26 protein-coding genes are annotated in these 26,589 nt (G+C 64.1%); 14 read left to right on the top strand and 12 right to left on the bottom strand.

The genetic code is table 11. The features are described 5' to 3' along the window. Positions 1–90: 90 nt before the first annotated feature. The 7 genes from BLQ85_RS09295 to BLQ85_RS09265 all read right to left on the bottom strand — a co-directional run bounded on the left by BLQ85_RS09295 (position 91) and on the right by BLQ85_RS09265 (position 8,192). Entirely contained in the window at positions 91–828 is a 738-nt protein-coding gene (locus tag BLQ85_RS09295; RefSeq protein ID WP_074576141.1) for an amino acid ABC transporter ATP-binding protein, read from the bottom strand. A 52-nt stretch (positions 829–880) separates the two neighbouring features. Beyond that, on the bottom strand, positions 881–1,567 hold the full coding sequence (locus BLQ85_RS09290; RefSeq protein ID WP_007864719.1) for an amino acid ABC transporter permease: 687 nt from the start codon (positions 1,565–1,567) through the stop codon (positions 881–883). Position 1,568: 1 nt separating this feature from the next. After that, entirely contained in the window at positions 1,569–2,291 is a 723-nt protein-coding gene (locus BLQ85_RS09285) for an amino acid ABC transporter permease (RefSeq protein ID WP_074576139.1), read from the bottom strand. A gap of 106 nt (positions 2,292–2,397) precedes the next feature. Beyond that, entirely contained in the window at positions 2,398–3,288 is an 891-nt protein-coding gene (locus BLQ85_RS09280) for a transporter substrate-binding domain-containing protein (RefSeq protein WP_074576137.1), read from the bottom strand. Between the two features lie 225 nt (positions 3,289–3,513). Continuing rightward, positions 3,514–4,971: an aspartate ammonia-lyase gene (locus tag BLQ85_RS09275; RefSeq protein WP_074576795.1), complete on the bottom strand. Its 1,458-nt coding sequence runs from the start codon at positions 4,969–4,971 to the stop codon at positions 3,514–3,516. A 133-nt stretch (positions 4,972–5,104) separates the two neighbouring features. Next, entirely contained in the window at positions 5,105–6,067 is a 963-nt protein-coding gene (locus tag BLQ85_RS09270; protein WP_074576135.1) for a LysR substrate-binding domain-containing protein, read from the bottom strand. 277 nt (positions 6,068–6,344) lie between these two features. Beyond that, on the bottom strand, positions 6,345–8,192 hold the full coding sequence (locus tag BLQ85_RS09265) for an ABCB family ABC transporter ATP-binding protein/permease (RefSeq protein WP_074576133.1): 1,848 nt from the start codon (positions 8,190–8,192) through the stop codon (positions 6,345–6,347). Positions 8,193–8,240: 48 nt separating this feature from the next. Here BLQ85_RS09265 and BLQ85_RS09260 point away from each other — a divergent pair, with 48 nt between their 5' ends. Then, positions 8,241–8,678 (top strand): acyl-CoA thioesterase, encoded by a 438-nt coding sequence (locus tag BLQ85_RS09260; RefSeq protein ID WP_007864700.1) that lies wholly within the window; start codon positions 8,241–8,243, stop codon positions 8,676–8,678. A 3-nt stretch (positions 8,679–8,681) separates the two neighbouring features. Here the strand turns inward: BLQ85_RS09260 and BLQ85_RS09255 are convergent, their stop codons facing one another. Genes BLQ85_RS09255 through BLQ85_RS09245 form a run of 3 tightly spaced genes read right to left on the bottom strand, consistent with a single transcriptional unit; the run spans position 8,682 to position 11,232 of the window. Continuing rightward, complete coding sequence (locus tag BLQ85_RS09255) at positions 8,682–9,479, bottom strand: crotonase/enoyl-CoA hydratase family protein (protein ID WP_074576790.1); 798 nt, start codon at positions 9,477–9,479, stop codon at positions 8,682–8,684. Continuing rightward, entirely contained in the window at positions 9,476–9,850 is a 375-nt protein-coding gene (locus BLQ85_RS09250) for an AtuA-related protein (protein WP_074576131.1), read from the bottom strand. The genes BLQ85_RS09255 and BLQ85_RS09250 overlap by 4 nt, the downstream gene beginning before the upstream one ends. Beyond that, the gene (locus BLQ85_RS09245) at positions 9,847–11,232 is read right to left on the bottom strand and encodes an acyclic terpene utilization AtuA family protein (RefSeq protein ID WP_074576792.1); all 1,386 of its coding nucleotides are present in this window, start codon (positions 11,230–11,232) and stop codon (positions 9,847–9,849) included. The genes BLQ85_RS09250 and BLQ85_RS09245 overlap by 4 nt, the downstream gene beginning before the upstream one ends. Before the next feature lie 108 nt (positions 11,233–11,340). On the opposite strand from BLQ85_RS09245, the gene BLQ85_RS09240 reads away from it, so the two are divergent. From BLQ85_RS09240 to BLQ85_RS09210, 7 genes are all read left to right on the top strand, one after another. Next, the gene (locus BLQ85_RS09240) at positions 11,341–12,216 is read left to right on the top strand and encodes a branched-chain amino acid ABC transporter permease (RefSeq protein ID WP_074576130.1); all 876 of its coding nucleotides are present in this window, start codon (positions 11,341–11,343) and stop codon (positions 12,214–12,216) included. Positions 12,217–12,340: 124 nt separating this feature from the next. Beyond that, positions 12,341–13,417, top strand: a complete 1,077-nt coding sequence (locus BLQ85_RS09235; protein WP_074576128.1) for a branched-chain amino acid ABC transporter permease — start codon at positions 12,341–12,343, stop codon at positions 13,415–13,417. After that, on the top strand, positions 13,414–14,211 hold the full coding sequence (locus BLQ85_RS09230; protein ID WP_074576126.1) for an ABC transporter ATP-binding protein: 798 nt from the start codon (positions 13,414–13,416) through the stop codon (positions 14,209–14,211). The genes BLQ85_RS09235 and BLQ85_RS09230 overlap by 4 nt, the downstream gene beginning before the upstream one ends. Next, positions 14,208–15,005: an ABC transporter ATP-binding protein gene (locus BLQ85_RS09225; protein WP_074576124.1), complete on the top strand. Its 798-nt coding sequence runs from the start codon at positions 14,208–14,210 to the stop codon at positions 15,003–15,005. Before BLQ85_RS09230 ends, BLQ85_RS09225 begins: the two co-directional genes overlap by 4 nt. A 4-nt stretch (positions 15,006–15,009) precedes the next feature. Further along, entirely contained in the window at positions 15,010–16,863 is a 1,854-nt protein-coding gene (locus tag BLQ85_RS09220; protein ID WP_074576122.1) for an AMP-dependent synthetase/ligase, read from the top strand. Between the two features lie 36 nt (positions 16,864–16,899). Then, positions 16,900–18,075: an ABC transporter substrate-binding protein gene (locus tag BLQ85_RS09215; RefSeq protein WP_074576119.1), complete on the top strand. Its 1,176-nt coding sequence runs from the start codon at positions 16,900–16,902 to the stop codon at positions 18,073–18,075. Between the two features lie 103 nt (positions 18,076–18,178). Beyond that, entirely contained in the window at positions 18,179–18,763 is a 585-nt protein-coding gene (locus tag BLQ85_RS09210) for a YdeI/OmpD-associated family protein (protein WP_074576117.1), read from the top strand. 50 nt (positions 18,764–18,813) lie between these two features. Here the strand turns inward: BLQ85_RS09210 and BLQ85_RS09205 are convergent, their stop codons facing one another. Beyond that, a complete protein-coding gene (locus tag BLQ85_RS09205; protein WP_074576115.1) occupies positions 18,814–19,257 on the bottom strand; it encodes a hemerythrin domain-containing protein in 444 nt (147 codons plus the stop codon). 91 nt (positions 19,258–19,348) lie between these two features. Here BLQ85_RS09205 and BLQ85_RS09200 point away from each other — a divergent pair, with 91 nt between their 5' ends. Continuing rightward, the gene (locus tag BLQ85_RS09200; protein ID WP_074576113.1) at positions 19,349–20,305 is read left to right on the top strand and encodes a complex I NDUFA9 subunit family protein; all 957 of its coding nucleotides are present in this window, start codon (positions 19,349–19,351) and stop codon (positions 20,303–20,305) included. A gap of 40 nt (positions 20,306–20,345) precedes the next feature. Here the strand turns inward: BLQ85_RS09200 and BLQ85_RS09195 are convergent, their stop codons facing one another. Further along, complete coding sequence (locus BLQ85_RS09195) at positions 20,346–21,089, bottom strand: class I SAM-dependent methyltransferase (protein ID WP_254806388.1); 744 nt, start codon at positions 21,087–21,089, stop codon at positions 20,346–20,348. Positions 21,090–21,429: 340 nt separating this feature from the next. On the opposite strand from BLQ85_RS09195, the gene BLQ85_RS09190 reads away from it, so the two are divergent. From BLQ85_RS09190 to BLQ85_RS09170, 5 genes are all read left to right on the top strand, one after another. Then, positions 21,430–22,113: a glutathione S-transferase family protein gene (locus BLQ85_RS09190; protein ID WP_074576109.1), complete on the top strand. Its 684-nt coding sequence runs from the start codon at positions 21,430–21,432 to the stop codon at positions 22,111–22,113. A gap of 13 nt (positions 22,114–22,126) precedes the next feature. Next, positions 22,127–22,432 carry an NIPSNAP family protein gene (locus tag BLQ85_RS09185; protein ID WP_074576107.1) on the top strand — a complete coding sequence of 102 codons (306 nt, stop codon included), beginning with the start codon at positions 22,127–22,129 and terminating at the stop codon, positions 22,430–22,432. Positions 22,433–22,530: 98 nt separating this feature from the next. Continuing rightward, entirely contained in the window at positions 22,531–23,826 is a 1,296-nt protein-coding gene (locus BLQ85_RS09180) for a multifunctional CCA addition/repair protein (protein ID WP_074576105.1), read from the top strand. Positions 23,827–23,881: 55 nt separating this feature from the next. Then, the gene (otsB, locus tag BLQ85_RS09175) at positions 23,882–24,709 is read left to right on the top strand and encodes a trehalose-phosphatase (protein ID WP_074576787.1); all 828 of its coding nucleotides are present in this window, start codon (positions 23,882–23,884) and stop codon (positions 24,707–24,709) included. Then, complete coding sequence (locus BLQ85_RS09170; RefSeq protein WP_074576104.1) at positions 24,706–26,565, top strand: glycoside hydrolase family 15 protein; 1,860 nt, start codon at positions 24,706–24,708, stop codon at positions 26,563–26,565. The genes otsB and BLQ85_RS09170 overlap by 4 nt, the downstream gene beginning before the upstream one ends. Positions 26,566–26,589 lie beyond the last annotated feature (24 nt).

Below are 26,589 nucleotides of genomic sequence, written 5' to 3'. Positions count from 1 at the left end.
GCCATGAAAAAAGCCCCGCATGCGGGGCTTTTTTGGTTTTTTCTTCTTTTTTGGCAGTTGCGGTGATCTTTCAGCGCGCCCAATGCTTTTTCAGTGGGACAGGATCTTGTTGAGGAAGTCCTTGGTGCGCGCCTTGCGGTTTTCGGGATGGTTGAAGAACTCGTCCTTGGAGCAGTCTTCCAGGATCTTACCGCCCACGTCCATGAAGATCACGCGGCTGCCGACCTTGCGGGCAAAACCCATTTCGTGGGTCACCACCATCATGGTCATGCCTTCGACGGCCAGGCCCATCATGCAGTCCAGCACCTCGCCGACCATTTCGGGGTCCAGCGCGGAAGTGGGTTCGTCAAACAGCATGGCGATGGGGTCCATGCTGAGCGCGCGGGCGATCGCCACGCGCTGCTGCTGGCCGCCCGAGAGCTGGCCGGGGAATTTGTCCTTGTGCGCCATCAGGCCCACGCGGTCCAGGTACTTGAGGCCGTGTTTTTTGGCCTCGTCGACCTTGCGGCCCAGCACCTTGACCTGCGCCAGCGTCAGGTTTTCGGTGACGCTCAGGTGCGGGAACAGCTCGAAATTCTGGAACACCATGCCGACGCGGCTGCGCAGCTTGGGCAGGTCGGTCTTGGGATCGTGCACGGCCTTGCCATCGACGAAGATCTGGCCTTTCTGGAAGGGTTCCAGCGCGTTGATGGTCTTGATCAGGGTCGACTTGCCCGAACCCGAAGGCCCGCAAACCACAACCACTTCACCCTTTTTGATGCTGGTGGTGCAGCTGTTGAGAACCTGCACGTCGCCGTACCATTTGGAAACTTCTTTCAACTCAATCATGTTCTTCTCCGGTGTGCTCTTTGAGATTTGCGTGTCTTGACGAAACGCGGTCTCAGCGAATGATGGCGATTCTGCTGTTCAGGCGCTTGACCATATAGGACAGCCCGAAGCAGATCACGAAATAAATCACGGCGGCCAGCAGGTAGGCCTCTTCAGGACGGCCGTAAATCTTGCCGGCGGTGCTGAAACCCTTGAGCAGGTCGTAAGCACCGATCGCGTAAACCAGCGAGGTGTCCTGGAACAGGATGATGGTCTGCGTCAGCAGGATGGGCACCATGTTGCGGAAAGCCTGCGGCAGGATGATCAGCTTCATGTTCTGCGCGTAAGTCATGCCCAGGGCGCGACCAGCGTTGACCTGGCCGCGCGAGATGGACTGTATGCCCGCGCGCATGATTTCACTGAAATAAGCGGCCTCGAAAGCGACGAAGGTGATGATGGCCGAGATCTCAGCGCGGTAGTTGCTGCCGCCGGGAATCAGGCTGTAAAACGACGCCGGTACCAGCAGGAAGAACCACAGGATCACCATGACCAGCGGAATCGAGCGCATGCCGTTAACGTAAAAAGTCGCGGGGATGGTCAGAAATTTTTTGCCGGAAAGGCGCATCAGGGCCAGCACGGTACCGAAGATGATGCCGCCTATGGTGGCGATCACGGTCAATTCAATGCTGAAGATAAAGCCCTTGACAACGAACTGGGAGATCATGTCCCAGTTCAGGAAGCTCATGTCGAGTCCAAGCATGTCAGTGACCTCCGCCCGTTGAGCCGGCGACGACGAAGCCCGGGATTTGCACCCGCTTCTCGACAAAGGCCATGACCCGGTTGACCGCGAAGGCCGAGACGGCGTACAGCGCCGTCACCGCCAGGTAGATTTCAATGCCGCGCGAGGTTTCTTCCTGCGCCTGCATGGCGAACATGGTGAGCTCCGCGATGGACACCGCGAAAGCGACGGAGGAATTCTTCAAGAGGTTCATCGACTCGCTGGTGAGCGGCGGGATGATGATGCGAAAAGCCATGGGCAGGATCACGTAGCGGTAGGTCTGAAGGGTCGTGAAACCCATGGCCATGCCGGCATAACGCTGGCCGCGCGGCAGCGCCTGCACGCCCGCCCTGACCTGCTCGGCAATACGCGCCGAAGTGAAAAAGCCCAGGGCGAACACCACCAGGATGAAGCTGGGCAGTTCCTTCATGGCGGGGAAAACCTTGGGAACCACGAAATACCAGATGAAAATCTGGACCAGCAGGGGAACGTTGCGAAACAGCTCGACCCAGGCATTGGCGAAACGCACAAGCCAGGGGCTGTTCGGCAAGGTGCGCAGCGTGCCTATGATCGCGCCAAACAGCATGGCGATCACCCAGGATGCGCCGGCGACGGACAGCGTCCAGCCCCAGGCATCAAACATCCACTGCAGGTAGGTTCGACCGCTACCGTCATCATTCAAAAATACCTGCCAATCCCAAGTCATCACGGCTCCAGCAAATGGTTGTTGTGTTGTTTTCCCTGCGACGGTAAACGGGAAACCCCGCCAGTGCAAGGCGACCGGCGGGGTTGTTCAATTTACCTGGCCAGAATTACTTCTGTGCGTATTCTTCCATGGGCTTGTCGTTCGGGTTGTCCCAAGCCGCCTTGGTGCTGGCGCTCAGGGCCAGGCCGACCTTGGTGTTCTTCGGAGGAATCGGCGACAGGAACCACTTGGTCCACAGCTTGTTCATTTCGCCCGACTTGATCATGCCCTTGACGGTGTCGTCGGCCAGGCGCTTGAGCAGCGGGTCTTCCTTGCGGATCATGATGGCGATGGGCTCGACGCTCAGCACTTCACCGACGATCTTGAAGTCCGAAGGCTTCTTGGCGGTGGCGATGTTGCCGGCCAGGATGGAGCCGTCCATCACGAAGGCATCGGCGCGGCCCGACTCGAGCAGCAGGAAGCTGTCGGAGTGGTCCTTGCCGAAGATTTCCTTGAACTCGACGCCGGTGGCGCGCTTGTTCTTGCGCAGCGTCTGCACGGAGGTGGTGCCGGTGGTGGTCGCCACGGTCTTGCCGCTCAGTTGGGCCACTGAGGTGATGCCGGAATTGGCCTTCACGGCGATGCGGACTTCCTCGACGAAGGTGGTCACGACGAAAGCCACGTCTTTCTGGCGGGTCGCGTTGTTGGTGGTGGAGCCGCACTCGATGTCGACCGTGCCGTTCTGCACGAGGGGGATGCGGTTCTGCGAGGTCACGGGCTGGTATTTGACTTCCAGCTTGCGTTCGGCGGCCTTCTCGAGGTTGGCCAGGATGCGCTGGCAGATCTCAACGTGGTAGCCGGTGTATTTGCCGTCACCCAGGGTATAGGACAGCGCGCCCGAAGAATCGCGAACGCCCATGGTGACAACGCCGGAAGCCTTGACTTTGGAAAGGGTGTCGGCAAATGCGGCGCCGGTGGCGAGCAAGGCGACGGACAGAGCGACAAGCTTGAGTTTCATGGAATCTCCTGTAATGAATGAAACGGTTAGCGAACTATTCTAGAGAGATGGTACCCGGGACTGGCCTAGGTTTACCCGGCCTCTCACACGGGGGAAAGCGGACCGCGCGGGCGGTGTCTGGCGGCAAACCCGCGCAAAGCGGCGATTGCCGGGTTTTTCCAAAGTGGTGCGCGCATGAGAAGTCCGGAACTATACGGCAGATACAAGCAGTCTTTGTGCCAGCGCTCAGGCGACCAGCGGAAGGGGCTGCGTGAGCTTGTCGGGCACCAGCAAGGCCTCGACCTCGGCCTGCGTCATGATGCCCAGCGACTCCGCGATCTCGGCAATCGGCGCGCCTGTGGCGATGGCCGTTTTGGCAATGAGCGCGGCCTTTTCGTAGCCGATGATGGGGTTGAGCGCCGTGACCAGGGTGACCGATTCGCGCACGCGTTTGGCCAGCAATTCGCGGTTGGCCTCTATGCCGGCCACGCAGTGGGTCTGCAGCGTCAGGCAGGCCTGGCTCAGGTGTTCGATGCTCTTGAAAAGGCTCCATCCCATGATGGGCTCGAAGGCGTTGAGCTGTAGCTGGCCGGCCTCGGAGGCCATGGTCACGGTCATGTCGTTGCCTATCACTTCAAAGGCAACCTGGTTCATGACCTCGGGGATCACCGGGTTGACCTTGCCGGGCATGATGGACGAGCCCGCCTGGCGCGGCGGCAGCCGGATGTCGCCAAAACCGGCCTGCGGGCCGCTGGAGAGCAGGCGCAGGTCGTTGCAGATTTTGCTGAGCTTGGTGGCCACGCGCTTGAGCACGCCGGAAAGCTGCACGAAGGCACCGGTGTCCTGTGTGGCCTCGATCAGGTTGGCGGCTTTTTCGACCGGCACGCCGCATTCCTCGGCGAGATGGCGGCAGACGATGTCGGCGTAGCCGGCCGGCGCATTGATGCCGGTGCCTATGGCCGTGGCGCCCAGGTTGATTTCCTGGATCAGCGCGCGCGCTTCGCGCAGGCGGGCCTCGTCCTCGCCAATCATGACCGCATAGGTGAGAAATTCCTGGCCCAGCGTCATGGGCACGGCATCCTGCAACTGGGTGCGGCCGATTTTGAGAACGTCCCGGAACTCATGCGCCTTGGCCTCGAAGCCGCCGCGCAGAATGGCCATGGAAGCCAGCAGACGCTCGATGGCAAACCACAGGGCGATGCGCACCGCCGTGGGGTAGACGTCGTTGGTGCTTTGCGAGGCGTTGACGTGGTCGTTGGGGTGCAGCACGTCGTAGCGGCCTTTTTCCACGCCCAGCTTTTCGAGCGCGAGGTTGGCGATGACCTCGTTGGCGTTCATGTTGGTGGAAGTGCCGGCGCCGCCCTGGATCACGTCGACCACGAACTGGTCGTGGTACTGGCCGGCAATGAGCTTTTCACAGGCGCTCATGATGGCGGCGGCCCGCCTGGCGTCCAGCGTGCCCAGCTGCTGGTTGGTGCGCGCCGCGGCCTTTTTGACAAAGCCCAGCGCGCGTATCAGGTCGGGCATGGCCGAAATGCGGGTGCCGGAGATCGGGAAGTTTTCAACCGCGCGCGCCGTGTGCACGCCCCAATAGGCGCTTACGGGAATCTGCTTTTCACCGAGGAAGTCGTGCTCGGTGCGCGTGGCCGCCGCAGGCGTGGGAGCGGGCTCGGCAAGCGGGGTGAAGGAAGAGTCTGGGGGCACGGGCAACCATCAAATTTTGAACGTCACGAACTGTAAATTTGCGGGTCTCAAAACACCAATGCTGTTTCAACGATCTTCCATGCATTTTTCTTATAACCACCTAGGGTTACTACTAGTGTATGTATCTAATACCCTAGCGCGCGGCCGGGCCAGCCCCCCCACGCGACGCGGCTTTTTCCCGGTTGCTGGTTTGCGCCTGCAGGTAGCTCCACAAGGCCTGGGCATGGCTTTTGGCGGATTCCCGGGAGGTCGGCCGCTCGCGGTAAACGCGCACATCCATGGTCATTTCGAGGTTGCCGCCGGCGCTCACGAGTTTTTTGGCCCGCAGCTCCTTTTTGACGGCGCTGAGCGGCAAAAACGCGATGCCGTGGCCTTCCAGGGCCATGGCCTTGAGGCCCTCGGCCATATCGGTCTCATAGACGCGGTCCAGGTGGATGGCTGTGCTGGACTGCTTGAGCAGCATGTCCACCATGCGGCCCAGGTAGGCGCCGGGCGCATAACCGAGGTAAGGCAGGGGCTGGCCGGCGCGCCCCGGCAGGCTGTACTCAGGGTCGCCCGAGGCGGTCGCCCGCACAAAGGGCGCCAGCACTTCCTGGCCCAGCGACACCATCTCGTAGCGGTCCGGGTCCAGTTGGAAGGGCTGGGAATCGTGGTGGTAGGCAATCAGCAGGTCGCAGCTGCCCTCGACCAGGCGCAGCACCGCATCGTGCACATTGAGCGCGATCAGCCGGCTCTTGATGGGGCCGAATTTCTCGCGCAGGCTGCTGACCCAGGCCGGAAAAAAGGTGAAAGCCAGCGTGTGCGGCACGGCGAACTCGATGACGTCCTGCCCGGCCGAAGTGTGGCCGCGCAGCATGGCGCGGGTGGACTGCAGGCCCTGCAGCATTTCCAGCGACTGGCTGTACAGGGTTTCGCCGGCCGGCGTCAGGCGCGTGGGATAAGAGCTTCGGTCCACCAGGTCGGTGCCGGCCCAGGCCTCCAGCGCCTGGATACGCCGCGAAAACGCCGGCTGGGTGACGTGGCGCAGTTGGGCAGAGCGGCTGAAACTGCGGGTTTCAGCCAGACTGACGAAATCTTCCAGCCATTTGGTTTCCATAGACCTAGCGACCGCGGTTGGACACGCCCGGACGGGTCGTCATGGCGTGCGCCGGCAAAACGGGGCGCGGGCGTTCAAAGTCACTGGCGTGAAGGCTCATGCGGGCTCCAAAAAGCAAACCAAGCGGTCACATCGGCCGCCGGGTCCTCCGATTATGCGAGCCTGTGAGGCATTTAGGCCTACGGGGAATCCCATGGCCGGGCGATGGAACGGCATTCTCCGCAAATACCCGGCGCGAAATGTCCCCGGAAATACAAACCCGCTCGCGGCGGGCCGCTCAGGCCTCGGCAGAGCTCTGCTGCAGCGCCCACATGCGCGCATAAGCGCCTTCGGTTTCCAGCAGCTGCGCGTGCGTGCCGCGCTCGACGATGCGCCCGCCGTCCATTACCAGGATTTCATGCGCGTCGACCACGGTGGAAAGCCGGTGCGCGATCACCAGCGTGGTCTTGTTCTGCGCGGCGGCGCGCAGCTCGGTCTGAATGGCGCGCTCGTTGGCCGAGTCCAGCGCCGAGGTGGCCTCGTCAAAAATCACCACCGGAGGGTTTTTCAGCAGGGTGCGGGCAATCGCCACACGCTGCTTTTCGCCGCCCGAAAGCTTGAGCCCGCGCTCGCCCACCATGGTCCGGTAGCCCAGCGGCGTGGAGGCGATGAAGCCGTGGATGCGCGCCGAACGCGCGGCTTCCTCGACCTCTTCGTGGGTGGCGCCCGGCTTGCCGTAGGCGATGTTGTATTCGATGGTGTCGTTGAACAGCACCGTGTCCTGCGGGACTATGCCTATGGCCTGGCGCACGCTGGATTGCGTGACCTGTTTGATGTCCTGGCCGGCGATGGTGATGCGGCCCTGCTGCACGTCGTAAAAACGGTAAAGCAGCCGCGCCAGCGTGGACTTGCCGGCGCCCGAGGAGCCCACCACCGCCACGGTCTTGCCCGGCGGGATCTCAAAGCTCACGTTGTGCAGGATGGGGCGCGCCGGGTCGTAGGCGAAGTTCACGTTCTCAAAGCGCACCGCCGGCGAACCCTCGATGGCAATGGGCCGGGCGTTCGGCAGGTCGGCGATTTCGCGCTCTTTTTCCATCAGCACAAACATTTTGTCGAGATCGGTCAGGCTTTGCTTGATCTCGCGGTAGATCACGCCCAGGAAGCCCAGCGGAATGTAAAGCTGGATCATGAAGGCATTGACCATGACCAGGTCGCCCAGCGTCATGCGGCCGTCGACCACGCCTTGCGTGGCGCGCCACAGCATGGCGACCAGCCCGATGGCGATGATCAGCTGCTGCCCGGCGTTGAGCAGGCTCAGGGTGTTCTGGCTCTTGATGGCAGCGCGCCGGTAGCGCAGCAGGTTTTCGTCGTAGCGGGCGGCCTCGAACTCCTCGTTGTTGAAGTACTTGACGGTTTCGTAATTGAGCAGCGAATCTATGGCCCGGCTGTGGGCCGAAGAATCGAGCTCGTTCATGGTCTTGCGGAACTGCGTGCGCCATTCGGTCACCGTGACGGTGAAGAAGATATAGAACACCAACGCAATGCCGGTGATGGCGGCGAACCACACGTCGAACTTGACGGCCAGCAGGCTCAGCACCAGCGTCACTTCAATCAGCGTCGGGATGATGCTGTAGAGCGAGTACGAAATCAGCGAGTGCACGCCGCGCGTGCCGCGCTCGATGTCGCGCGTCATGCCGCCGGTTTGCCGCTCCAGGTGAAAGCGCAAGCTGAGCGCGTGCAGGTGGCGGAACACCTCCAGCGAGATCCGCCGCGCCGCGCCCTCGGTGGCCTTGGCGAACACCAGCTCGCGCAATTCGGTGAACAACGTGGTCGACAGGCGCAGCAGGCCGTAGGCCAGCAAAAGCGCCACCGGCACCACCAGCACGGCCTGCGCGTCGCCGGGCTTGAAGTTCATGGCATCGACCAGGTTTTTCAGCAGCAGCGGCACACCCACATTGGCCAGCTTGGCGCCCACCATGAAGCTCAGCGCCGCCAGCACGCGCCATTTGTAGTCCCACAGGTAGGGGAAAAGGCGTTTGAGGGTGTCCAGGTCGGAGCGCTGGGGTGCCGGCGCCTTGCCGGCGCCCGGCACGGGCGTGGCGGGCACGGCAAGGGAAGAATCGGCGGCGGAGGCTCGGGAGCGCATGAGGGACAATCGTGAGGGTTGTTGTAATAACTTTTTCAGATTGTGCCTATGTCTACCGAATCAAGCACCCATACGGACATTCACGCCGAGGACGCCCTGAACGTCCAACTGCCCACCGACAAGGAGCTGGTGCTCAAGGTCATTCCCATGCCGGCCGACTGCAACGCCAACGGCGACATCTTCGGCGGCTGGGTCATGGCCCAGGTCGACCTGGCCGGCTCCGTCGTGCCGGCCCGCCATGTCGACGGCCGGCTGGCCACGGTGGCGGTCAACCAGTTCATCTTCAAGCAGCCGGTGCGTGTGGGCGACATCCTGTCGTTCTTCTCCAGCCTCACCCGCATAGGCACCACCTCCATCACGGTGCAGGTCGAGGTCTATGCCGAGCGCTTCCGGGCCCAGGGCCGCTACATCAAGGTCACCGAGGCCAGTCTGACCTATGTGGCGATTGATGATTTCGGGAAGCCGCGAAAAATCGCCAAGGACTGAGGCTTATTCGAATTCCCCATGCCGCCCCTGCCCGGCGGCAAAACGGGCGGCGCCGGCAAGAGCATCCGGCAGGCGCTGCTTGCCGCGCTCCCACTCCTGGTGCAAAGCCTCCTCCAGGGGCAGGTCCCATTGCCGGTAGGCGCTCAGGCGGTCGGCCCGCATCGTGGCCTGCGGAAAGCCGCTGAGCTGCCGCGCCAATGCAACCGCGGCGTCGCGCGCGCCGCCCGTGGGCACGACGCGGTTGGCCAACCCCATTTGCAAAGCCTCGGCCGCCTCCACCTTGCGCCCGGTCAGGATCAAATCCATCGCATGGCCCATGCCGATAAGCCGCGGCAGGCGCACCGTGCCGCCGTCTATCAGCGGCACGCCGAAGCGGCGGCAGTAGACGCCGAAATAGGCGTCCTCCTCCATCACGCGCATGTCGCACCACAGCGCCAGCTCCATGCCGCCGGCCACGGCCGCACCGCTGACGGCGGCAATCACCGGCTTGGACAGCAGCAGGCGCGACGGGCCCATGGGCGCCGGCGGCTTGTTGTCGCCGGGCGAAAAGTCGAGCTGCCCCAGCGCCTGGTCGCCGCCGGCTTGCCCGGCCAGGCGCGCGCCGGCCTGCAGGTCCCAGCCCGCGCAGAAATGGCCGTGAGCGCCGTGGAACACCGCCACGCGCGCTTCCTCATCCTCGTCAAAAGCGACGAAGGCCTCGTGCAGCGCGCGCGCCGTTTCGGCATCCACCGCGTTGCGCACCTCGGGCCGGTCCAGCGTGACCACGGTGACCGGCCCTTCCCTTGATATGTGAATGCTCATGGCGCCTCCGGCCACCAGCCCACGCGCGGCGCGGCGCAGGCTTCGGCGAATTCGGCGGCACTGACCTCGATCTCCATGCGCAGCAAGGCCGCCGCCATGGCCTTGCCGAGGTTGTCCATGCGCAGGTTGCGCGCCCCGCCGCCCTGCAACGCGCCCTGAAGCACGAGTTTGAGCGCCAGGATGTTGGGCAGGGCCCAGCACTGCACCGTGCCGGGCAGCCAGGGCGCGAAATGCGCCTGCACGCGTTCGGCCGTGACTTCGCGCGCGATCAGGCGGTAGCCCGCCTCGTTCCAGGCAAAGAGTCCAAAGTCCACCCAGTCTGCCTTGTCGCCGCTACGCGCATGCGCAAGTTTTGCCAGTTGCACTTTCATGGGGACACAAGCTCCACACGCACCGCCGCCTCGACCACCTCGCGGCCGACCAGCGCGGGCCAGATGCCCAGCAGCTCGCTGCTGTTGTTCAGGCCGTGAAAGCCGCAGGTATAGGCCGGCCCGCTCAACGCCATCCATGGAAACAACCGGCCGAAGCCGTCGGCCACCGCTTTGTCCTGCGTACGCACCACCAGGCGCACCCAGACCTCGTTGAGCTCGGCCAGCGCCTCGGGCGCGGGCAGCGGCGCCAGCGGGCCGTGGGCGGAGTTGAGCCCCGGATATTCGACGAAGAGTTCGTCATGCGCCATGCGCCTGTCGGCCAGCTGGGCCTTCACCATGGCGACCGCCGCCTGCGCCTTGTCCCAGGCATCGGGCCAGCTGAAACCCCAGGTCACCTCGGCCTTGTAGCCCTCGCGAAAGCCGCCTACCAGCTTGAGCTGCGCCGGCCGCGAATGGCCGCGCGCGCCCGTCATGCGCACCCTGTCCTCACCCAGGTCCTCCAGCTTCAGCTCCGACATATCCAGTACCACGTCGGGCGACATATAGCGTGTCGGGTCGTGCACCTCATAAAGCAGCTGCTGGCGCACGGTGTCGAAGTTGACGCGCCCGCCCGTGCCCGGGGCCTTGGTGATCAGCGCCGAGCCGTCCTCGCCGACCTCGGCGATCGGGTAGCCTATGTGCGCCAGGTCGGGAATCGCCTTCCATGCGCCCTGGCTGCCGAAGTTGCCGCCGCTGCCCTGGCCCGAGCATTCGAGCAAATGCCCGACCGCCAGCCCTTGGGCCAGCCGGTCCAGCTCGGGCTGCGTGGCGGCGCCCTCAAGCTTCCAGTCGAATTCATGCACCAGCGGCGCGAGAAACAATGCCGCGTCGGCCACGCGGCCGGTAACCACAATGTCGGCGCCTTGCTGCAGCGCCGAGACGATGGGCCGCGCGCCCAGGTAGGCGTTGGCAAACACCATGCGCTCGCGTACCAACTCATAGGGCTGAGCGTTGAACATATGCGGCGGCGCCAGCGCCGCCAGCCGCGGCAGGACTTCATCGCCGGTGACCACCGCGATGCGCGCCTTCCAGCCCTTGGCCGCAAACGCCGCGCGCAGAGCCGCCGCCGCACCGGCCGGGTTCAGCCCGCCGGCATTGCAGATGAATTTGACGCCGCGCGCCTGCATCAAGGGCCACAACCTCATCAACATGGGGACCACGTCGCGCGCATAGCCCAGCGCCGCGTCGCGCTGCCGGTCCTTCTGCAGGATGGCCAGCGTCAGTTCCGCGAGATGGTCGCTCGCGATGTAATGCACGCCGCCGCGCTCTATGCTCGCGGCCACGGGTTCCCACGCGTCGCCGTAGAAACCCAGGCCCGCGCCTATCCGAACATTTGCTGGCATGCCTTCATTACGCTTGATCACCCATGCGACACGTATTCGGAACAACCCCTAGCGACAGAGCTTTTGGCGACAGCTATAACCAAGTCTCATAACAGGGGAGACCGCGACTTGCAATTCCTGCAGCTGCTCATCAGCGGAATCGCCCAAGGCTGTATCTACGGGCTGATCGCGCTGGGTTTTGTACTGATCTACAAAGCCACCGAGACGGTCAGTTTTGCGCAGGGCGAGCTGATGATGCTGGGCGCCTTCGCCGGCCTGGCCTGCATGAGCCTGCTGGGTTTTCCCTTCTGGCTCGCGGTGCTCAGCGCGATCGCCGGCATGGCGTTGTTCGGCATGCTGCTGGAGCGCCTCGTGATACGCCCCATCCTCGGCCAGCCGGCTTTTTCCATCGTCATGCTGACCATAGGCGTGGGCTACACGGCGCGCGGCCTGATCACCATGATTCCCGGCATAGGCACCGAAACCTATGTGCTGCCCGTGCCCTACAAGGACCAGATCTGGAACGCCGGCGCGCTGGTCATCAACGTCGAGCAGGTGGCCATCATCGCCAGCACGGCGGTGCTGTGCCTGGCGCTGTTCGCGCTCTTCAAGTACAGCAAGCTGGGCATCGCCATGCAGGCCTCTTCGCAAAACCAGCTGGCCGCCTACTACATGGGCATTCCGGTCAAGCGGCTCAACGGCCTGGTCTGGGGCCTGGCTTCCGCCGTGGCGGCGATTGCCGGCCTGCTGCTGGCGCCCATCACCTTTGTGCACGCCAACATGGGTTTTATCGGGCTCAAGGCCTTCCCGGCCGCGGTGGTCGGCGGCTTCGGCAGCCTGCCGGGCGCCATCGTCGGCGGCCTGGTCATAGGCCTGGTCGAATCGCTCTCTGGCTTTTACCTGCCGGACGGCTTCAAGGACGTCGCCGCCTATGTGGTGGTGCTCATCATGCTGATGGTCAAGCCCAGCGGCCTGTTCGGCGAAAAGCTGAGAAAAAAAGTATGAAGAACGAACAGGCCGATGCATCCCACCTCTTACAGCGAGGCCGCCGCGGAACCGGCTTTGCCGGGCCGCAGGTGGCGCCCCCTGAGGGGGTAGCGCCGAAGGCGCTTCGGGGGGGAGCTTTCTAGTGCGCTTCATTTTTAAAACCGACTATGCGCAGGACATCAAGCTTGCCAAACACCCGGGCCATGTGTTCTGGTATGGCGCGCTCATGCTGGCGCTGCTGGCCGCACCCTGGCTGGTTGCCGAGTACTGGCTCGCGCAGCTAACCTTTGTGATGATTTACGCCATCGCCGGCCTGGGCCTGATGCTGCTGGCGGGTTTTACCGGCCTGTTCTCACTGGGCCACGCGGCCTTCCTGGGCGTGGGTGCTTATACCCAGGCCGTGCTGACGAACGCAGGACTGCCCTTTCCCATCGCGCTGGCCTGCGCCGCAGGTCTCTCAGCCGCCGTGGGCCTGGTGGTGGGGCTGCCGGCGCTGCGCGTCAAAGGCATCTACCTGGGCATGGCCACGCTGTCCTTCGGTTTTATCGTCGAAGAGGTGTTTGCGCGCTGGGAAAGCGTGACCGGCGGCAATGCCGGCATCCACATCAAGGTGCCCGACATGTTCGGCTGGAAGCTCGCCAGCGGCGAGTCCTTTTATTTCCTCTGCCTCCTGATCACCGTGGCCGCCACGCTGGCCATCCTCAACCTGCTGCGCTCGCCCACGGGCCGGGCCTTTGTGGCGATACGCGATTCCGAAATCTCGGCGCAGAGCATGGGCATACACCTGGCGCGCTACAAGACCCTGTCCTTCGCGCTGTCGGCGGCGCTGGCCGGCATTGCCGGCGCGCTGTATGCGCACAAGCTGCAGTTCATCTCGCCCGACCAGTTCAACATCCTGCAGTCCATAGACCTGCTGCTGATGATCGTCATAGGTGGCGTGGGCTCGGTGCACGGCGCCTTCCTGGGCGCCATCTTCCTGATCTCCATGCCGCAGGTGATCGCCCTCAGCAAGGACCACCTGCCCGCGGCCATAGGCCAGGCGCCGGGCCTGCAGGCGGCCGTCTACGGCATCGTGCTGATCGCCTTTGTGCTGTTCGAGCCGCTGGGGCTTTACGGCCGCTGGCTCAAGGTGCGCACCTACTTCCAGCTGTTTCCTTTCTACCGCAAGGGCCTATTCAAGCGGCAGAAATCCTTCCAGAAATCGGATCGCCTGAAATGAGCACGACACTCCTCTCCGCCCAAAACCTCAGCGTGCGCTTTGGCGGCGTGCTGGCCGTCAACCAGGTGAGCTTTGACGTGAAAGAGGGCGAGGTCTTCACGCTGATAGGCCCCAACGGCGCGGGTAAGACCACGGTGTTCAACCTGATCAGCCGCATTTACACGCCGACCAGCGGCGAGATCGAATACCGCGGCGAAAAGCTCACGGGCCAGCCGCCGCACAAGATCGCCGCGCTGGGCATCGCCCGCACCTTCCAGAACATCGAGCTGTTCGAGCACGCGACCGTGCTGCACAACCTGCTGATAGGCCGGCACACGCATCGCCAGACCAGCCTGCTGCATGACCTCTTTTTCACCGCCAAGGCGCGCGAAGCCGAACTGCAGGCGCGCGAAAAAGCCGAGCAGGTGATCGACTTCCTGGACCTGCAGCACCACCGCGATGCCATGGTGGCGGGCCTGCCTTACGGCGTGCGCAAGGTGGTGGAACTGGCGCGCGCGCTGTGCACCGAACCGCGCCTGCTGCTGCTCGACGAGCCCTCATCAGGCCTCAACGTGGAGGAAACCGGCGACATGGCCTTCTGGATACAGGACATCCAGCACGAGCTGGGCATCACGGTGCTGATGGTCGAGCACGACATGTCGCTGGTCTCGCGCGTCTCCGACCGTGTGCTGGCCATGAACCAGGGCGAGGTGCTGGCCGTGGGCACGCCGCGCGAGGTGCAGACCGACCCCGGCGTTATCGAGGCCTACCTGGGCTCGGTCGATGAAGTGTCTTCCCTCAGGAGAACAGCATGAGCGCGGTTCCGCCGCCCGTCAGCGACCAGCCGGTCCTCAAGCTGCTCAACGTCGAGAGCGCCTACGGCCCGATCAAGGCCATACGCGGCGTGAGCCTGCAGGTGCGGCGCAGCGAAATCGCTACCGTGCTGGGCTCCAACGGCGCGGGCAAGTCCACCATCCTCAAAACCATTTCGGGCATTTTGGACCCGCGCAAGGGCTCCATCGACTTCAAAGGCCAGGACATCACGGCGCAGGACCCGGCTTTCATCGTGCAGCAGGGCCTGAGCCATGTGCCCGAGGGCCGTGAGGTGTTCCCGCTGCTCAGCGTGCGGGACAACCTGCTGATGGGCGCCTACACCCGCAAGGACCGCGACGGCGTGGCGCTGGACATGGAGGCGGTCTACGGCTACTTCCCCATCCTCAGGGAGCGCGCGCTGCAGGACGCCGGCCTGCTCTCGGGCGGCCAGCAGCAGATGCTGGCGATCTCGCGCGCGCTGATGGCATCGCCCGATTTGATCCTGCTCGACGAGCCCAGCCTGGGCCTGTCGCCCAAGCTCACCAAGGAGATCTTCGAGATCGTGGTGCGCATCAACCGCGAGCGCGGTACCACCATCCTGCTGGTCGAGCAGAACGCCAACATGGCGCTCAACGCCTCCGACTACGGCTATGTGCTCGAAAACGGCCGCATCGTGATGGAAGACACCTGCGCCCGCCTGCGCGAGAAGGACGACATCAAGGAGTTCTACCTGGGCATGAAGGAAGACGGCGTACGAGGCGAACGTCGCTGGAAGAAAAAGAAAACCTGGCGGTGACTGTATGAGCAATCTTTGGGACCTCAGCCATATCCAGCCCGAATATGACATCGTCATGCCGGGCGAGACGATTCCCGCGATTTTCTGGAATGCGGTGGAGCAGCGCGGCGCCAAGACCTGGATGCGGCAGAAAAAGCTGGGCATCTGGCGCAGCTGGACCTGGACACAAACCGGCGACGCGGTGCGCGAGATCGCGGCCGGCCTGCTGAGCCTGGGCTTCGCACGCGGCGAGTGCGCCTCCATCCTTTCCAACACCGTCATCGAATGGGTGCTGGCCGACCTCGCCGTGCTCAGCTGCGGCGGCGTCTGCAGCGGCATCTACCCGACCGACGCGGCTTCCCAGGTGCATTACCTCTGCGAGGACTCGCGCAGCACGCTGCTGTTTGTCGAAGACGACGAACAGCTTGACAAGGCGCTGGAAGTGCGGCCGCAACTGCCGCTGCTGCGCCAGGTGATCGTGTTCGACATGGAAGGCCTGCGCGAGCTGAACGACCCGGGCGTGATGAGCCTGGACGCGCTGCGCGCGCTGGGCCGCGCCCACCTGGCCGCACACCCCGACGCGGTGGAAGAACGCGCCGCCGAGTGCCAGCCCGAGGATCTCGCCATCCTGGTCTACACCTCGGGCACCACCGGCAAGCCCAAGGGCGCGATGCACAGCCAGCGCGGCCTGGTGTTCACCGCGCGAGGCTACAACACGCTGGTGGCGCAGGACGAGGACGACGAGCGCATGTGCTTTCTGCCGCTGTGCCACATCGCCGAACGCATGGGCGGCGAGTATTTTTCGCTGTATGCGGGCGCCAAACTCAACTTCGTCGAGAACCCCGAGACCATTCCCGAGAACGTGCGCGAGATCGCGCCCACGGTGTTCACCGCCGTCCCCCGGGTGTGGGAGAAGTTTTACTCCGGCGTGATGATCGCGCTCAAGGAAGCCAGCTGGCTGCAGCAGGCCGCTTACGCCTGGAGCATAGGCGTGGGCATGCGCATCACTGACACCGTGCTGGCGGGCAAGACTGTCAGCGCCGGGCTCAAGCTGCAGTTCACGCTGGCGCGCTGGCTGGCGCTCAACAACACGCGCAAGCTGATCGGCATACACCGCGCGCGCTTTTGCGTGACGGGCGCGGCGCCGATTTCACCCGACCTGGTCAAGTGGTACATGGCGCTGGGCGTGCCCATGCTGGAGGTCTGGGGCATGACGGAAACCTGCGGCGCGGCCAGCGGCGTGCCGGCCAGCCGCATGAAGCCCGGCTCCATAGGCCCGGCGGCCGGCTACAACGAGATGCGCCTGGACCCTGCCACCGGCGAGATCCTGGTGCGCGGCGCCAATGTCTTCATGGGCTACCTGAACCAGCCCGGAAAAACCGCCGAAACCCTGGATGCGGAGGGCTGGCTGCATACCGGCGACGTGGGCGTGGTGGACGAGGACGGCTATTTCAGGATCACCGACCGCATGAAGGACATCATCATCACCGCCGGCGGCAAGAACGTGACGCCCAGCGAGCTGGAGAACGAACTCAAGTTCTCGCCCTACGTCACCGATGCAGTGGTCATAGGCGACAAGCGGCCCTACCTTACCTGCATCATCATGATCGACCAGGAAAACGTCGAGAAATTCGCCCAGGATGCGGACATACCCTTCAGTAATTACGCCAGCTTGACGCGGGCGGTCGAAGTGCAAGAATTGATCCAGTCGGAGATCGACCGGGTCAACAAGAAGTTTGCGCGGGTCGAGCAGATCAAGAAATTTTTCCTGCTCGATACACAGCTCACGGCGGAGGACGAAGAACTCACGCCGACCATGAAGCTCAAGCGCAAGCTCGTAGAACAAAAATACGCCCCGCACATCGAGGCCATGTATTGAGCACCGAGTGGATAAAAAACCTTTAAGGAGACAAGCATGAAACTGAAGTCAATCGCCGCCCTTTCCGCGCTGGCCTGCGCTGCCGCCCTGTCCGCGTCACCGGCGCTGGCGCAAAGCCAGGGCGTGAGCAAAACCGAAATCACGCTGGGCTCCATCCAGGACCTGTCGGGGCCGCTGGCGGGCTTCGGCAAGCAGATACGCAACGGCATGACCTTGCGCGTGGACGAGCTCAACGAGCAGGGCGGCATCAACGGCCGCAAGATCAAGCTCATCGTCGAAGACTCGGGCTACGACCCCAAGAAGGCGGTGCTGGCGGCGCAAAAGCTCGTGAACCAGGACAAGATTTTCGCCATGGTGGGCCACCTGGGCACGGCGCAGAACCTGGCGGCCATGCCGGTGCAGTTCGAGAAAAACGTCATTAATTTCTTCCCGGTGACGGCCGCCCGCGAGATGTACGAGCCCTTCCACAAGCTCAAGTATTCGTTCGCCGCCACCTACTACGACCAGATGAAGGCCGCCGTGCCCAAGCTGGTCAAGGAAAAGAACGCCAAGAAGGTCTGCTCCATGTACCAGGACGACGAGTTCGGCCTGGAAGTGCAGCGCGGCGCCGACGATGGCCTCAAAACCATTGGCATGACCATGGTCGAGAAAACCTCCTTCAAGCGCGGCGCCACCGATTTTTCGTCGCAGGTCGCCAAACTCAAGGCCTCCGAATGCGACCTCGTGGTGCTGGGCACCATCATCCGCGAAACCATAGGCGGCATAGGCACGGCGCGCAAACTGGGCTACAACCCGGTCTTCCTGGGCTCCAGCGCCGCCTACACCGACCTGATCCACAAGCTGGGCGGCAAGGCCATGGACGGGCTTTACGCGACCATGACGGTGCAAAACCCCTATCTCGATGAGGCCTCGCAGCCGATACGCTTCTGGGCCAACAAATACAAGACCGCCTTCAATGAAGATCCCACGGTGTTCTCGGTCTACGGCTACACGGTGGTCGACAGCTTTATCCGCGCCTCGCAAAAAGCCGGCGCCAACCTGAGCACCGACAGCTTCATCAAGGCCATGGACACCATGGTGATCCCGGCCGACATCTTCGGCAGCGCCGAAGGCAAGTTCGGCCCGCAAAAACGCCTGGGCAACAACCAGTCGCGCCTGTCCCAACTGCAGGATGGGCGCTGGAAAGTGGTGTCGGACTACATCACGCACTGAGCGCCGTGACCGGCCTTCACGGCCTCGCGCAAAACCGCCTTCGGGCGGTTTTTTCATGGGCCCTGGGCTTGCCGCCGTGCGGACGCGTCACGCACAATGCCGCATGCCCGCCTCACCCGACACCCTCGCCACCCTCCACTGCAAAACCACCAAAAGCTGGGAAACCTGGCTGGCCAGGCACCATGCCAGCAGCGCCGGCATCTGGCTGCAGATCGCCAAAAAGGATTCAGGCATCGCGTCCACCACGCATGCTGAGGCGCTGGAAGCCGCGCTGTGCCAGGGCTGGATAGACGGCCAGCGCAACGCCATGGACGCCCAGTTCTTCCTGCAAAAATTCACGCCCCGCCGCGCGCGCAGCACCTGGTCCAAGATCAATTGCGACAAGGCCATGGCACTGATCGCCTCGGGCCGCATGCAGCCCGCGGGCCTGGCCGAGGTCGAGCGCGCCAAGGCCGACGGCCGCTGGGACGCGGCCTATGACGCGCAGAGCAGGATCACCGTGCCCGAGGACCTGGCGGCCCTGCTGGCAAAAAAGCCCAAGGCCAAGGCTTTTTTTGAATCCCTGGATTCGCGCAACCGCTTCGCCATCCTGTTCAGGCTGCAGACCGCCAAAAAAGCCGAGACACGCGAACGCCGGCTCGCGCTGTTTTTCGCCATGCTGCAGCGTGGCGAAAAAATCCATCCCTGAAAGCGGCCAGAGTGATGCCGCAAGGCACGCGGCATGCCTGCCGTATCGCTTCAGTCCTTGGTGCGCTGCGAGACAAATTCGCCTTCGTAACCCTTGGCCAGCGACAGCTTCTCGGCCTCGCTGAGCACCTTGCCCGCAAGCTGGAAGATGCCCTGCTCTTCATCCTCGAGGTGATGGTGGATCTTGTGGTGCAGCTCCCTGGCCGTGGCCAGCCAGGCCGGTGAGCTGAAGTCGGTGTTCGCCAGCGTTTCCACCAGCTTGTCCATCTGGTGGTGTTCCGCGATACCGTGCCGTGAAGGCTCCTGGGTCATGTCGTGCGCGATCAGCGGGACATAAAAAAAACGCTCCTCAGCCGCCGCATGCGCCGCCAGTTCGCGCTTGAGCTCCTTGAACAGGGAGTCCCGGTCCGGGCTGTCGCCTTGCGTCTTCACCAGGTGGTCGGCCAGGGCACGCTGGGTGTCGTGGCTGATTCGCAGTGCTTCAAAGATATTCATCCGCGAAGTATGGGAAGCCGGACGTCCGCGGCGTGTAGGCCAAGACCGGATTTCAGCGCAAGGCAGGGCAAAAGCGCTAAATTAGGGGCCTATGAACAAAATCCTTCTTCTGGGCGGCACCGGCTTTGTCGGACGCCATGTGTGCGAAAAGCTGGCGCGGCTGCAATGCCGTGTCACCGTGGTCACGCGCCGGCTGGCCAACGCGCGCCACCTGCAGATGCTGCCGCTGGTCGACGTGGTCGAGGCCGACGCCCACGACAGCAGCTCGCTGGCGCCGCTGCTGGCCGGCCACGATGCCGTTGTCAACCTGGTCGCCATCCTGCACGGCTCGCAGGCCGCCTTCGACAAGGCGCATGTGCAGCTGCCGCTGGAGCTGGCGCGCGCCTGCGAGGCCAGCGGCCTCAGGCGCATCGTCCACATCAGCGCGCTGGGCGCTTCGCCCGGCTCGCCGTCCATGTACCAGCGCAGCAAGGCGCGCGGCGAGGCCGTGATGCTGAGCACCGGCCTGGACGTGACCGTGCTGCGGCCCAGTGTGATCTTCGGCGCCGAAGACAAATTCCTCAACACCTTCGCGCGGCTGCAGCAGCTGTTCCCGGTGATTCCGCTGGCCGCCGCCGATGCGCGCTTCCAGCCCGTCTGGGTGGAAGACGTGGCGGACGCCATCCTGCACTGCCTGCGGGATGCCGACACCGCGGGGCAGATTTATGAAGTCTACGGGCCCGAGGTGTTCACGCTCAGGCAGCTCGTGAAACTGGCGGGCCGCTACGCCGGCGTCAACGGCGGCAAGGGCCGGCCGGTGATCGCACTACCCGCGCCGCTGGCCCGTCTGCAGGCCGGCCTCATGGAACTGGCCCCCGGCGAACCCATGCTCAGCCGCGACAACCTCGACGCCATGGCCAGCGACAACGTGGCCACGGGCAAGCTGCCCGGCCTGCAGGCGCTGGGTATACACCCGGCGTCGCTGGACGCCATCGGGCCTTCTTACCTCGGCGAGCAGGGCCTTCGCAGCGGGTTGACGGCCAAGCGCAAGACGGCGGGAAGGTTCTAGCAGGCTTCGGAAACGGCGATCCCGGCCGGGTGTGCACCGGCTAACGCTTGATGATCAGCCCCTGCCCCGTGGGTAGCGGCATCACGCGGTACTGCCGCTCATCGAACCAAGCATCCTCGGCGATCTTCTGCCCGCGGTAGCCGCCGGCCCATTCGTAGTCGTCGAGAATCAAAATGCCGCCCGGGACCATGCGGTCGAACAGGTGTTCCAGGGCCGCAATCTCGGCGGGTGCCTGGTTCAGGTCGATGTGCAGGTAGGCGATGCGCTCAGGGCAGCCGCTGGCGAACACTTCAGGGATTTTCCCTCTCATGACCTGGACCTGGGGATAGGGCATGAATTTCTCGCAGACCCGCGCATACAGGCCTTCGCCGTGCTCAGGCATGGCGTGGTTGGCCATGCTGCTGTCGTGCTCAAAAAGGTCGTAGCACCAGAAGGTTTTCGGGAATGCCGGGCCGCCGAGGTAGTCGACCACCGTTTTGACACCCACCCCGGTGTAAGCGCCGCACTCGACGAAATCCCCATCCAGCTGCACGCAGTGGTAGGCCGCGCAGGCCAGCACGTAGCGCCGCCACACAATGGCTTTGTCGGAGTCGCTCTCGACGTTATCCTTCCAGGCCTGCACAAACGGGCCGTCATCGAACATGGACAGATTGCGCACCCAGGTCAACAGGTTGTCGGCGAAGTAATAGCCACCCACCAGCTTTTGGGTCACCGACTTCATGCTCTCGGTCACCGCCTGGTCGTCCGTCGTCCCCCAAAACACGGGGAAAAAGAAGCTGGGCACCTTGCTTTTCTCGGGTTCCAAAAGCTTGGGAAGAATGGCAAGCACGCCCGCAGCGGCCGACTTCGAGGAAGCACCCCGGCGGCGGCTCCGAAACAAGCCCCCCAGCAGCGCCCGCAGTACATCACCCAGAATCATGGTTGAACCTCATTTTTTACCGCCGCAGCGGCTGCCGACGGTGTTGACAGTGCGCACACTGTAGCGTGATTTGGCGGAATTTCACCTCGCGCCCGGTGCGGGCGGCATCAATTTTTCGATTTTTTTGCATCAATGGCGCGCTGGCGGGGTTGTAGCATCGAAAGTCGTTTCATTTTGGCCTTCATCACCAGCAGACGAGGATTCCATGCTCAAGCTCTACATCGGCAATAAAAACTACTCCTCCTGGTCCATGCGCCCCTGGGTGCTGCTCAAGCAGGCCGGCATTCCCTTTGAGGAAATCAAGCTGCGCTTCGATTCCTTCGACGCCAACTCGAGCTTCAAGGAAAAAATCGGCGGCGTGAACCCGACCGGCAGGGTGCCGGCGCTGGATGACGATGGTTTTGTGGTCTGGGACACGCTGGCCATCGCCGAATACCTGGCCGAGCGCTTTCCCGAGAAAAAACTCTGGCCGCAGGACGTGAAGGCCCGCGCCCGGGCGCGCAGCATCTGCGCCGAGATGCACAGCGGCTTCGGCGCGCTGCGGTCGGCCTGTCCCATGAACATCGAGGCCGACCTGTCCGACATGGGCCAGCTGATCTGGCGCGACAAATCGGCCGTGCGCGCCGACGTGCAGCGCATTGTCGACATGTGGACCGAGTTGCTGGCGCAATACAAAGGCCCCATGCTGTTCGGCGAATTCAGCATTGCCGACGCCTTTTTTGCACCCGTGTGCATGCGCCTGAGCCGTTACGCGCTGCCGGTGCCGGCAGAGATCAGCGCCTATATCCAGCGTGTCAGCGCCCTATCCGGCGTCAAGGCCTGGATAAATGACGCGCTTGCCGAAAACGATTTCCGCGAATTTGAAGAGCCTTACCGCGTCAAACGCTGAAGCAGGAGCTCCCATGGTCACGATTTACCTGCGCTACGTGCTCAACACCGCAAAACTCAAGGAGTTCGAGCACTACGGCAAGCTGTGGATTCCGCTGGTCGAAAAATTCGGCGGCAAGCACCACGGCTATTTCATGCCCAGCGAAGGCGCCAACAACATCGCACTGGCGCTGTTCACCTTCGACAGCCTGGCGGCCTACGAGACTTACCGCCAGCGCTCTTTTTCGGACCAGGATTGCCTGGCTGCCTTCAAGTACGCCGAAACCACCGGCTGCATCGTCAGCTACGAGCGCAGCTTCTTCCGGCCGGTGTTTTCCTGAATAAGAAGCTGTTCACGGCCTAAACGGGGCCGCGTTTAGGCTGTGAACAGCTTCTAAGGGCCGGCTTCGATCGGGCCACTAGCCGCTAAACTGGCTTGATGGAAATATTCATGGTCGGTGGCGCGGTGCGCGATGCCTTGCTGGGCTTGCCCGTGCAGGACCACGACTGGGTGGTCGTGGGCGCCACACCCGAGGAACTGGCGGCCCAGGGCTACCTGCCCGTGGGCAAGGACTTCCCTGTCTTCCTGCACCCCGAGACCCGCGAGGAGTACGCGCTGGCCCGCACCGAGCGCAAGACGGCGCGCGGCTACCGCGGCTTTGCGGTGCATGCCGATCCCGACGTGACGCTGGAGCAGGACCTGGCGCGGCGCGACCTGACCATCAATGCCATCGCGGCCCCAGCCCGCGGCGACAGCGCGCCCGGCCGCTTCGAGCCCGACTTTGCCGCGCTGATAGACCCCTTCGGCGGGCAAAAAGACCTCCAGGCCAAAATCCTGCGCCATGTCACCGATGCCTTCCGCGAAGACCCGGTGCGCATTTTGCGGCTGGCCCGCTTTGCCGCCCGTTTTTCCGGCTTTTCGGTGGCACCCGAGACCCTGGTGCTGATGCGGGACATGGTGGCCGAGGGCGAGGTCGATGCGCTGGTGCCCGAACGCGTGTGGCAGGAGCTCGCGCGCGGGCTGATGGAGGACAAGCCCTCGCGCCTGTTCGAGGTGCTGCGTGACAGCGGCGCGCTGGACAAGCTGCTGCCCGAGGTGGCGCGCCTCTGGGGTGTGCCCCAGCCCGCCGCCCACCATCCCGAGGTCGACACCGGCATCCACCTGATGATGGTGCTGGACATGTCGGCGCAGCTCAAGGCGCCCCTGGCCGCGCGCTTTGCCTGCCTGTGCCACGACCTGGGCAAGGGCACGACACCGGCCGAGGCCTTGCCGCGCCACATCGGCCACGAAGAACGCAGCGCACGCCTGTTGAAGGAGGTGTGCGAGCGCCTGCGCGTGCCGGTGGACTGCCGCGAGATCGCCGACGTGGTGGCGCGCGAGCACGGCAATGTGCACCGCAGCGAAAGCCTGGGCGCCGCGGCCCTGGTGCGGCTGCTGGAGCGCTGCGATGCATTTCGCAAGCCCCAGCGCTTTGCCGACATCCTGCTGGCCTGCGAATGCGACGCGCGCGGCCGACTGGGCCTGCACGATTCGCCCTACCCGCAGCGCCCGCGCCTGCTGGCGGCCCTGGCCGCGGCCCAGGCGGTACAAACGCAGCCGTTGGCACTCCAGGCGCAGGCAGCGGGACGCGGCGGCAAGCAGATCGGCGACGTGATCCACCAGGCGCGCGTCAAAGCGGTGCAGGACAGCCTGGCCGGCACCGCGACGCAGCAGCCATCGCCCCCCGGAACCTGAAAAAGCGAAGCCGGCCTACAGCGCTTTGACAGGGGGCCTGCTAAGGTGAATGGCGATGCAGTTATCACCTTCCCCATCGCCGGCCCTGCCTTCATCGCGTTCGGCACTTTCCGGGCAGCTGCCGGCCATAGGCGCGCGGACCGCCCTCTTCCTGGACTTTGACGGAACACTGGCCGACCTGGCACCCGAACCCGACGCGGTCCAGTTGGTCTCGGGCGTGATCCCGGCCCTGCTCCGACTGTCGGGCCAGCTGGGCGGCGCCCTGGCGATCGTGTCGGGCCGCAGGCTCGCCGACCTGGACGACTTTCTTGCGCCCTTGCAGCTACCCCTGGCCAGCGAGCACGGCGCGCAGCGCCGCGACATACAAGGCCGGGTGGTCAGCCTCGCGGAACCTGACTTGAGCGAGCTCGCGCGCAGCACCGCCGAGTTCGCAGCTCACCATGACGGACTGCGCATTGAAATCAAGCAGGCTGCCGTCGCCCTGCACTACCGCCATGCGCCCGAACTGGAGTCGCTGTGCCTGCGGGTCATGCAGCAAGCCGCCGACCGCACACCCGGCGTCGAATTGCTGTGCGGCAAGTATGTGTTTGAAGTCAAACCAGCGAATGTCAGCAAGGGATCGGCAATCAAGGCCTTCATGCGCGAGCCCCCGTTTGCGGGCCGCCTGCCGCTGTTCGCCGGCGACGACACCACCGACGAAGCCGGCTTTGCCGCCGTGCAGTCACTGGGCGGTGAAGGCATCAAGGTCGGCGAAGGCGCGACCGTGGCGCGCCACCGCTGCGCATCGCCCGACGCGCTGCGCGAATGGCTGCACGCGGCCTTTGGCGGCATGTCGCGGGAGACTGATGAGGCGCCGGCCGCCGCGCCAGGAGGCCGCCCATGAACGTCGCCGCCGACTCCCTGCATTTCACGTCGCCCGCCAAGCCGTCCCTGGCCATGGGTGTGATCGGCAACTGCGGCTTCAGCGCCCTGATCGACGCGCGCGGGCGCATCGTCTGGTGCTGCCTGCCGCGCTTTGACAGCGACCCGGTCTTCAACGCGCTGCTCGAGCCCCAGCCGGAGCAAGGCGAAACCACCATGCCCGGCATCCAGGATTCGCAGTCCAGCGCCTTCGCCATCGAGATCGAGGACTTCGCCGAAGCCAGGCAGTGGTATGAGCCCAATACCGCCGTGCTGCGCACCCAGCTCTTCGACAAGCGCGGCCAGGGCATAGAGATCACTGACTTCGCGCCGCGGTTTTTCAGCCGCTCGCGCTTTTTCAGGCCCATGACGCTGGTGCGCCGGGTCAAGCCCATCCACGGCGCGCCGCGCATACGCGTGGCGCTGGACATCCGCTTCGACTGGGGCCGGCGCAAGCCACTGGTCACCCAGGGCAGCAACCACCTGCGCTACGTGGGCGACGAACTCACGCTGCGCCTGAACACCGACGCCTCGCTTTCCCACCTGCTGTCAAAACAGCCTTTTGTGCTGACGCGTGAGCACAATTTCCTGCTGGGCGCCGACGAATCGCTGACCGACGGCATTGCCGACACCGCGCGCCTGTTTGAGCAGGAGACCATCTCCTACTGGAAGAAGTGGAGCCAGCGCCTGCACATTCCGTTGGAGTGGCAGGAGGCCGTGATACGCGCGGCCATCACGCTCAAGCTTTCGCTGTTTGAGGACACGGGCGCCATCGTCGCCGCCATGACCACCAGCATTCCCGAGGCGCCCGGCAGCCAGCGCAACTGGGACTACCGCTACTGCTGGCTGCGCGACGCCTTTTTTGTGGTGCGCGCGCTCAACAGCCTCTCGGAAGTCGGCACCATGGAGGACTACCTGCGCTGGCTCAGCAACGTGGTGGTGCAGTCCAAGGGCGGGCATATCCAGCCGCTCTACGGCATAGGCCTGGAGCGCGAGCTGCCCGAATCCATCATGGTGCACCTGGGCGGCTACCGAGGCATGGGCCCGGTGCGCGTCGGCAACCAGGCGCAGGAGCACTTCCAGCACGACGTCTACGGCAATGTGGTGCTGGGCGCGGCCCAGTCCTTTCACGACCACCGCCTGCTGCACCGCGCGGGCCTTGCCGAGTTCAAGCGGCTGGAGGACGTCGGCGAGCAGGCCGTGCGCAACTACGACAAGCCCGACGCCGGCATGTGGGAGCTGCGCACGCGCGCGCGCATCCACACTTCGTCGGCCCTGATGTGCTGGGCTGCTTGCGACCGGCTGGCCAAGATCGCGCTGGTGCTCAAGCAGCCGGAGCGCGCCGCCTACTGGCAGGGCCATGCCTCCGTCATGCAGGAACACATACTGCGCGAGGCCTGGAGCGAGGAGCGCCAGTCCTTTGCCGAAAGCTTCGGCGGGCGCGACCTGGACGCCAGCGTGCTGCTGATGATCGAGGTCGGTTTTATCGACCCCAAGGACCCGCGCTTCATCGCCACGGTGGACGCGCTGGAAACCCATTTGTGCGACGGCCCTTATATGCGCCGCTACGAGGCACCCGACGATTTCGGCAAACCCGAGACCGCCTTCAACATCTGCACCTTCTGGCGCATAGACGCGCTGGCCCGCATAGGCCGCAAGGAGCAGGCCCGCGAAATCTTCAACACCATGCTGGCCGCGCGCAACCATGTGGGCCTGCTGTCGGAAGACACCCATCCCCTGACCGGCGAGATGTGGGGCAATTTTCCGCAGACTTATTCCATGGTGGGGATCATCAATGCTGCCGTAAGGCTCTCAACCCCCTGGGAATCCCAGGTATGAACACCCCCGCCGGATGCTCACTTC

Origin of the sequence: Polaromonas sp. JS666 (genome assembly GCF_900103405.1) — a bacterium.
Classification (GTDB): Bacteria; Pseudomonadota; Gammaproteobacteria; order Burkholderiales; family Burkholderiaceae_C; genus Polaromonas.
Note: the sequence above shows the minus strand (reverse complement) of the source record. Positions and strands in the feature narration are given on the sequence as shown.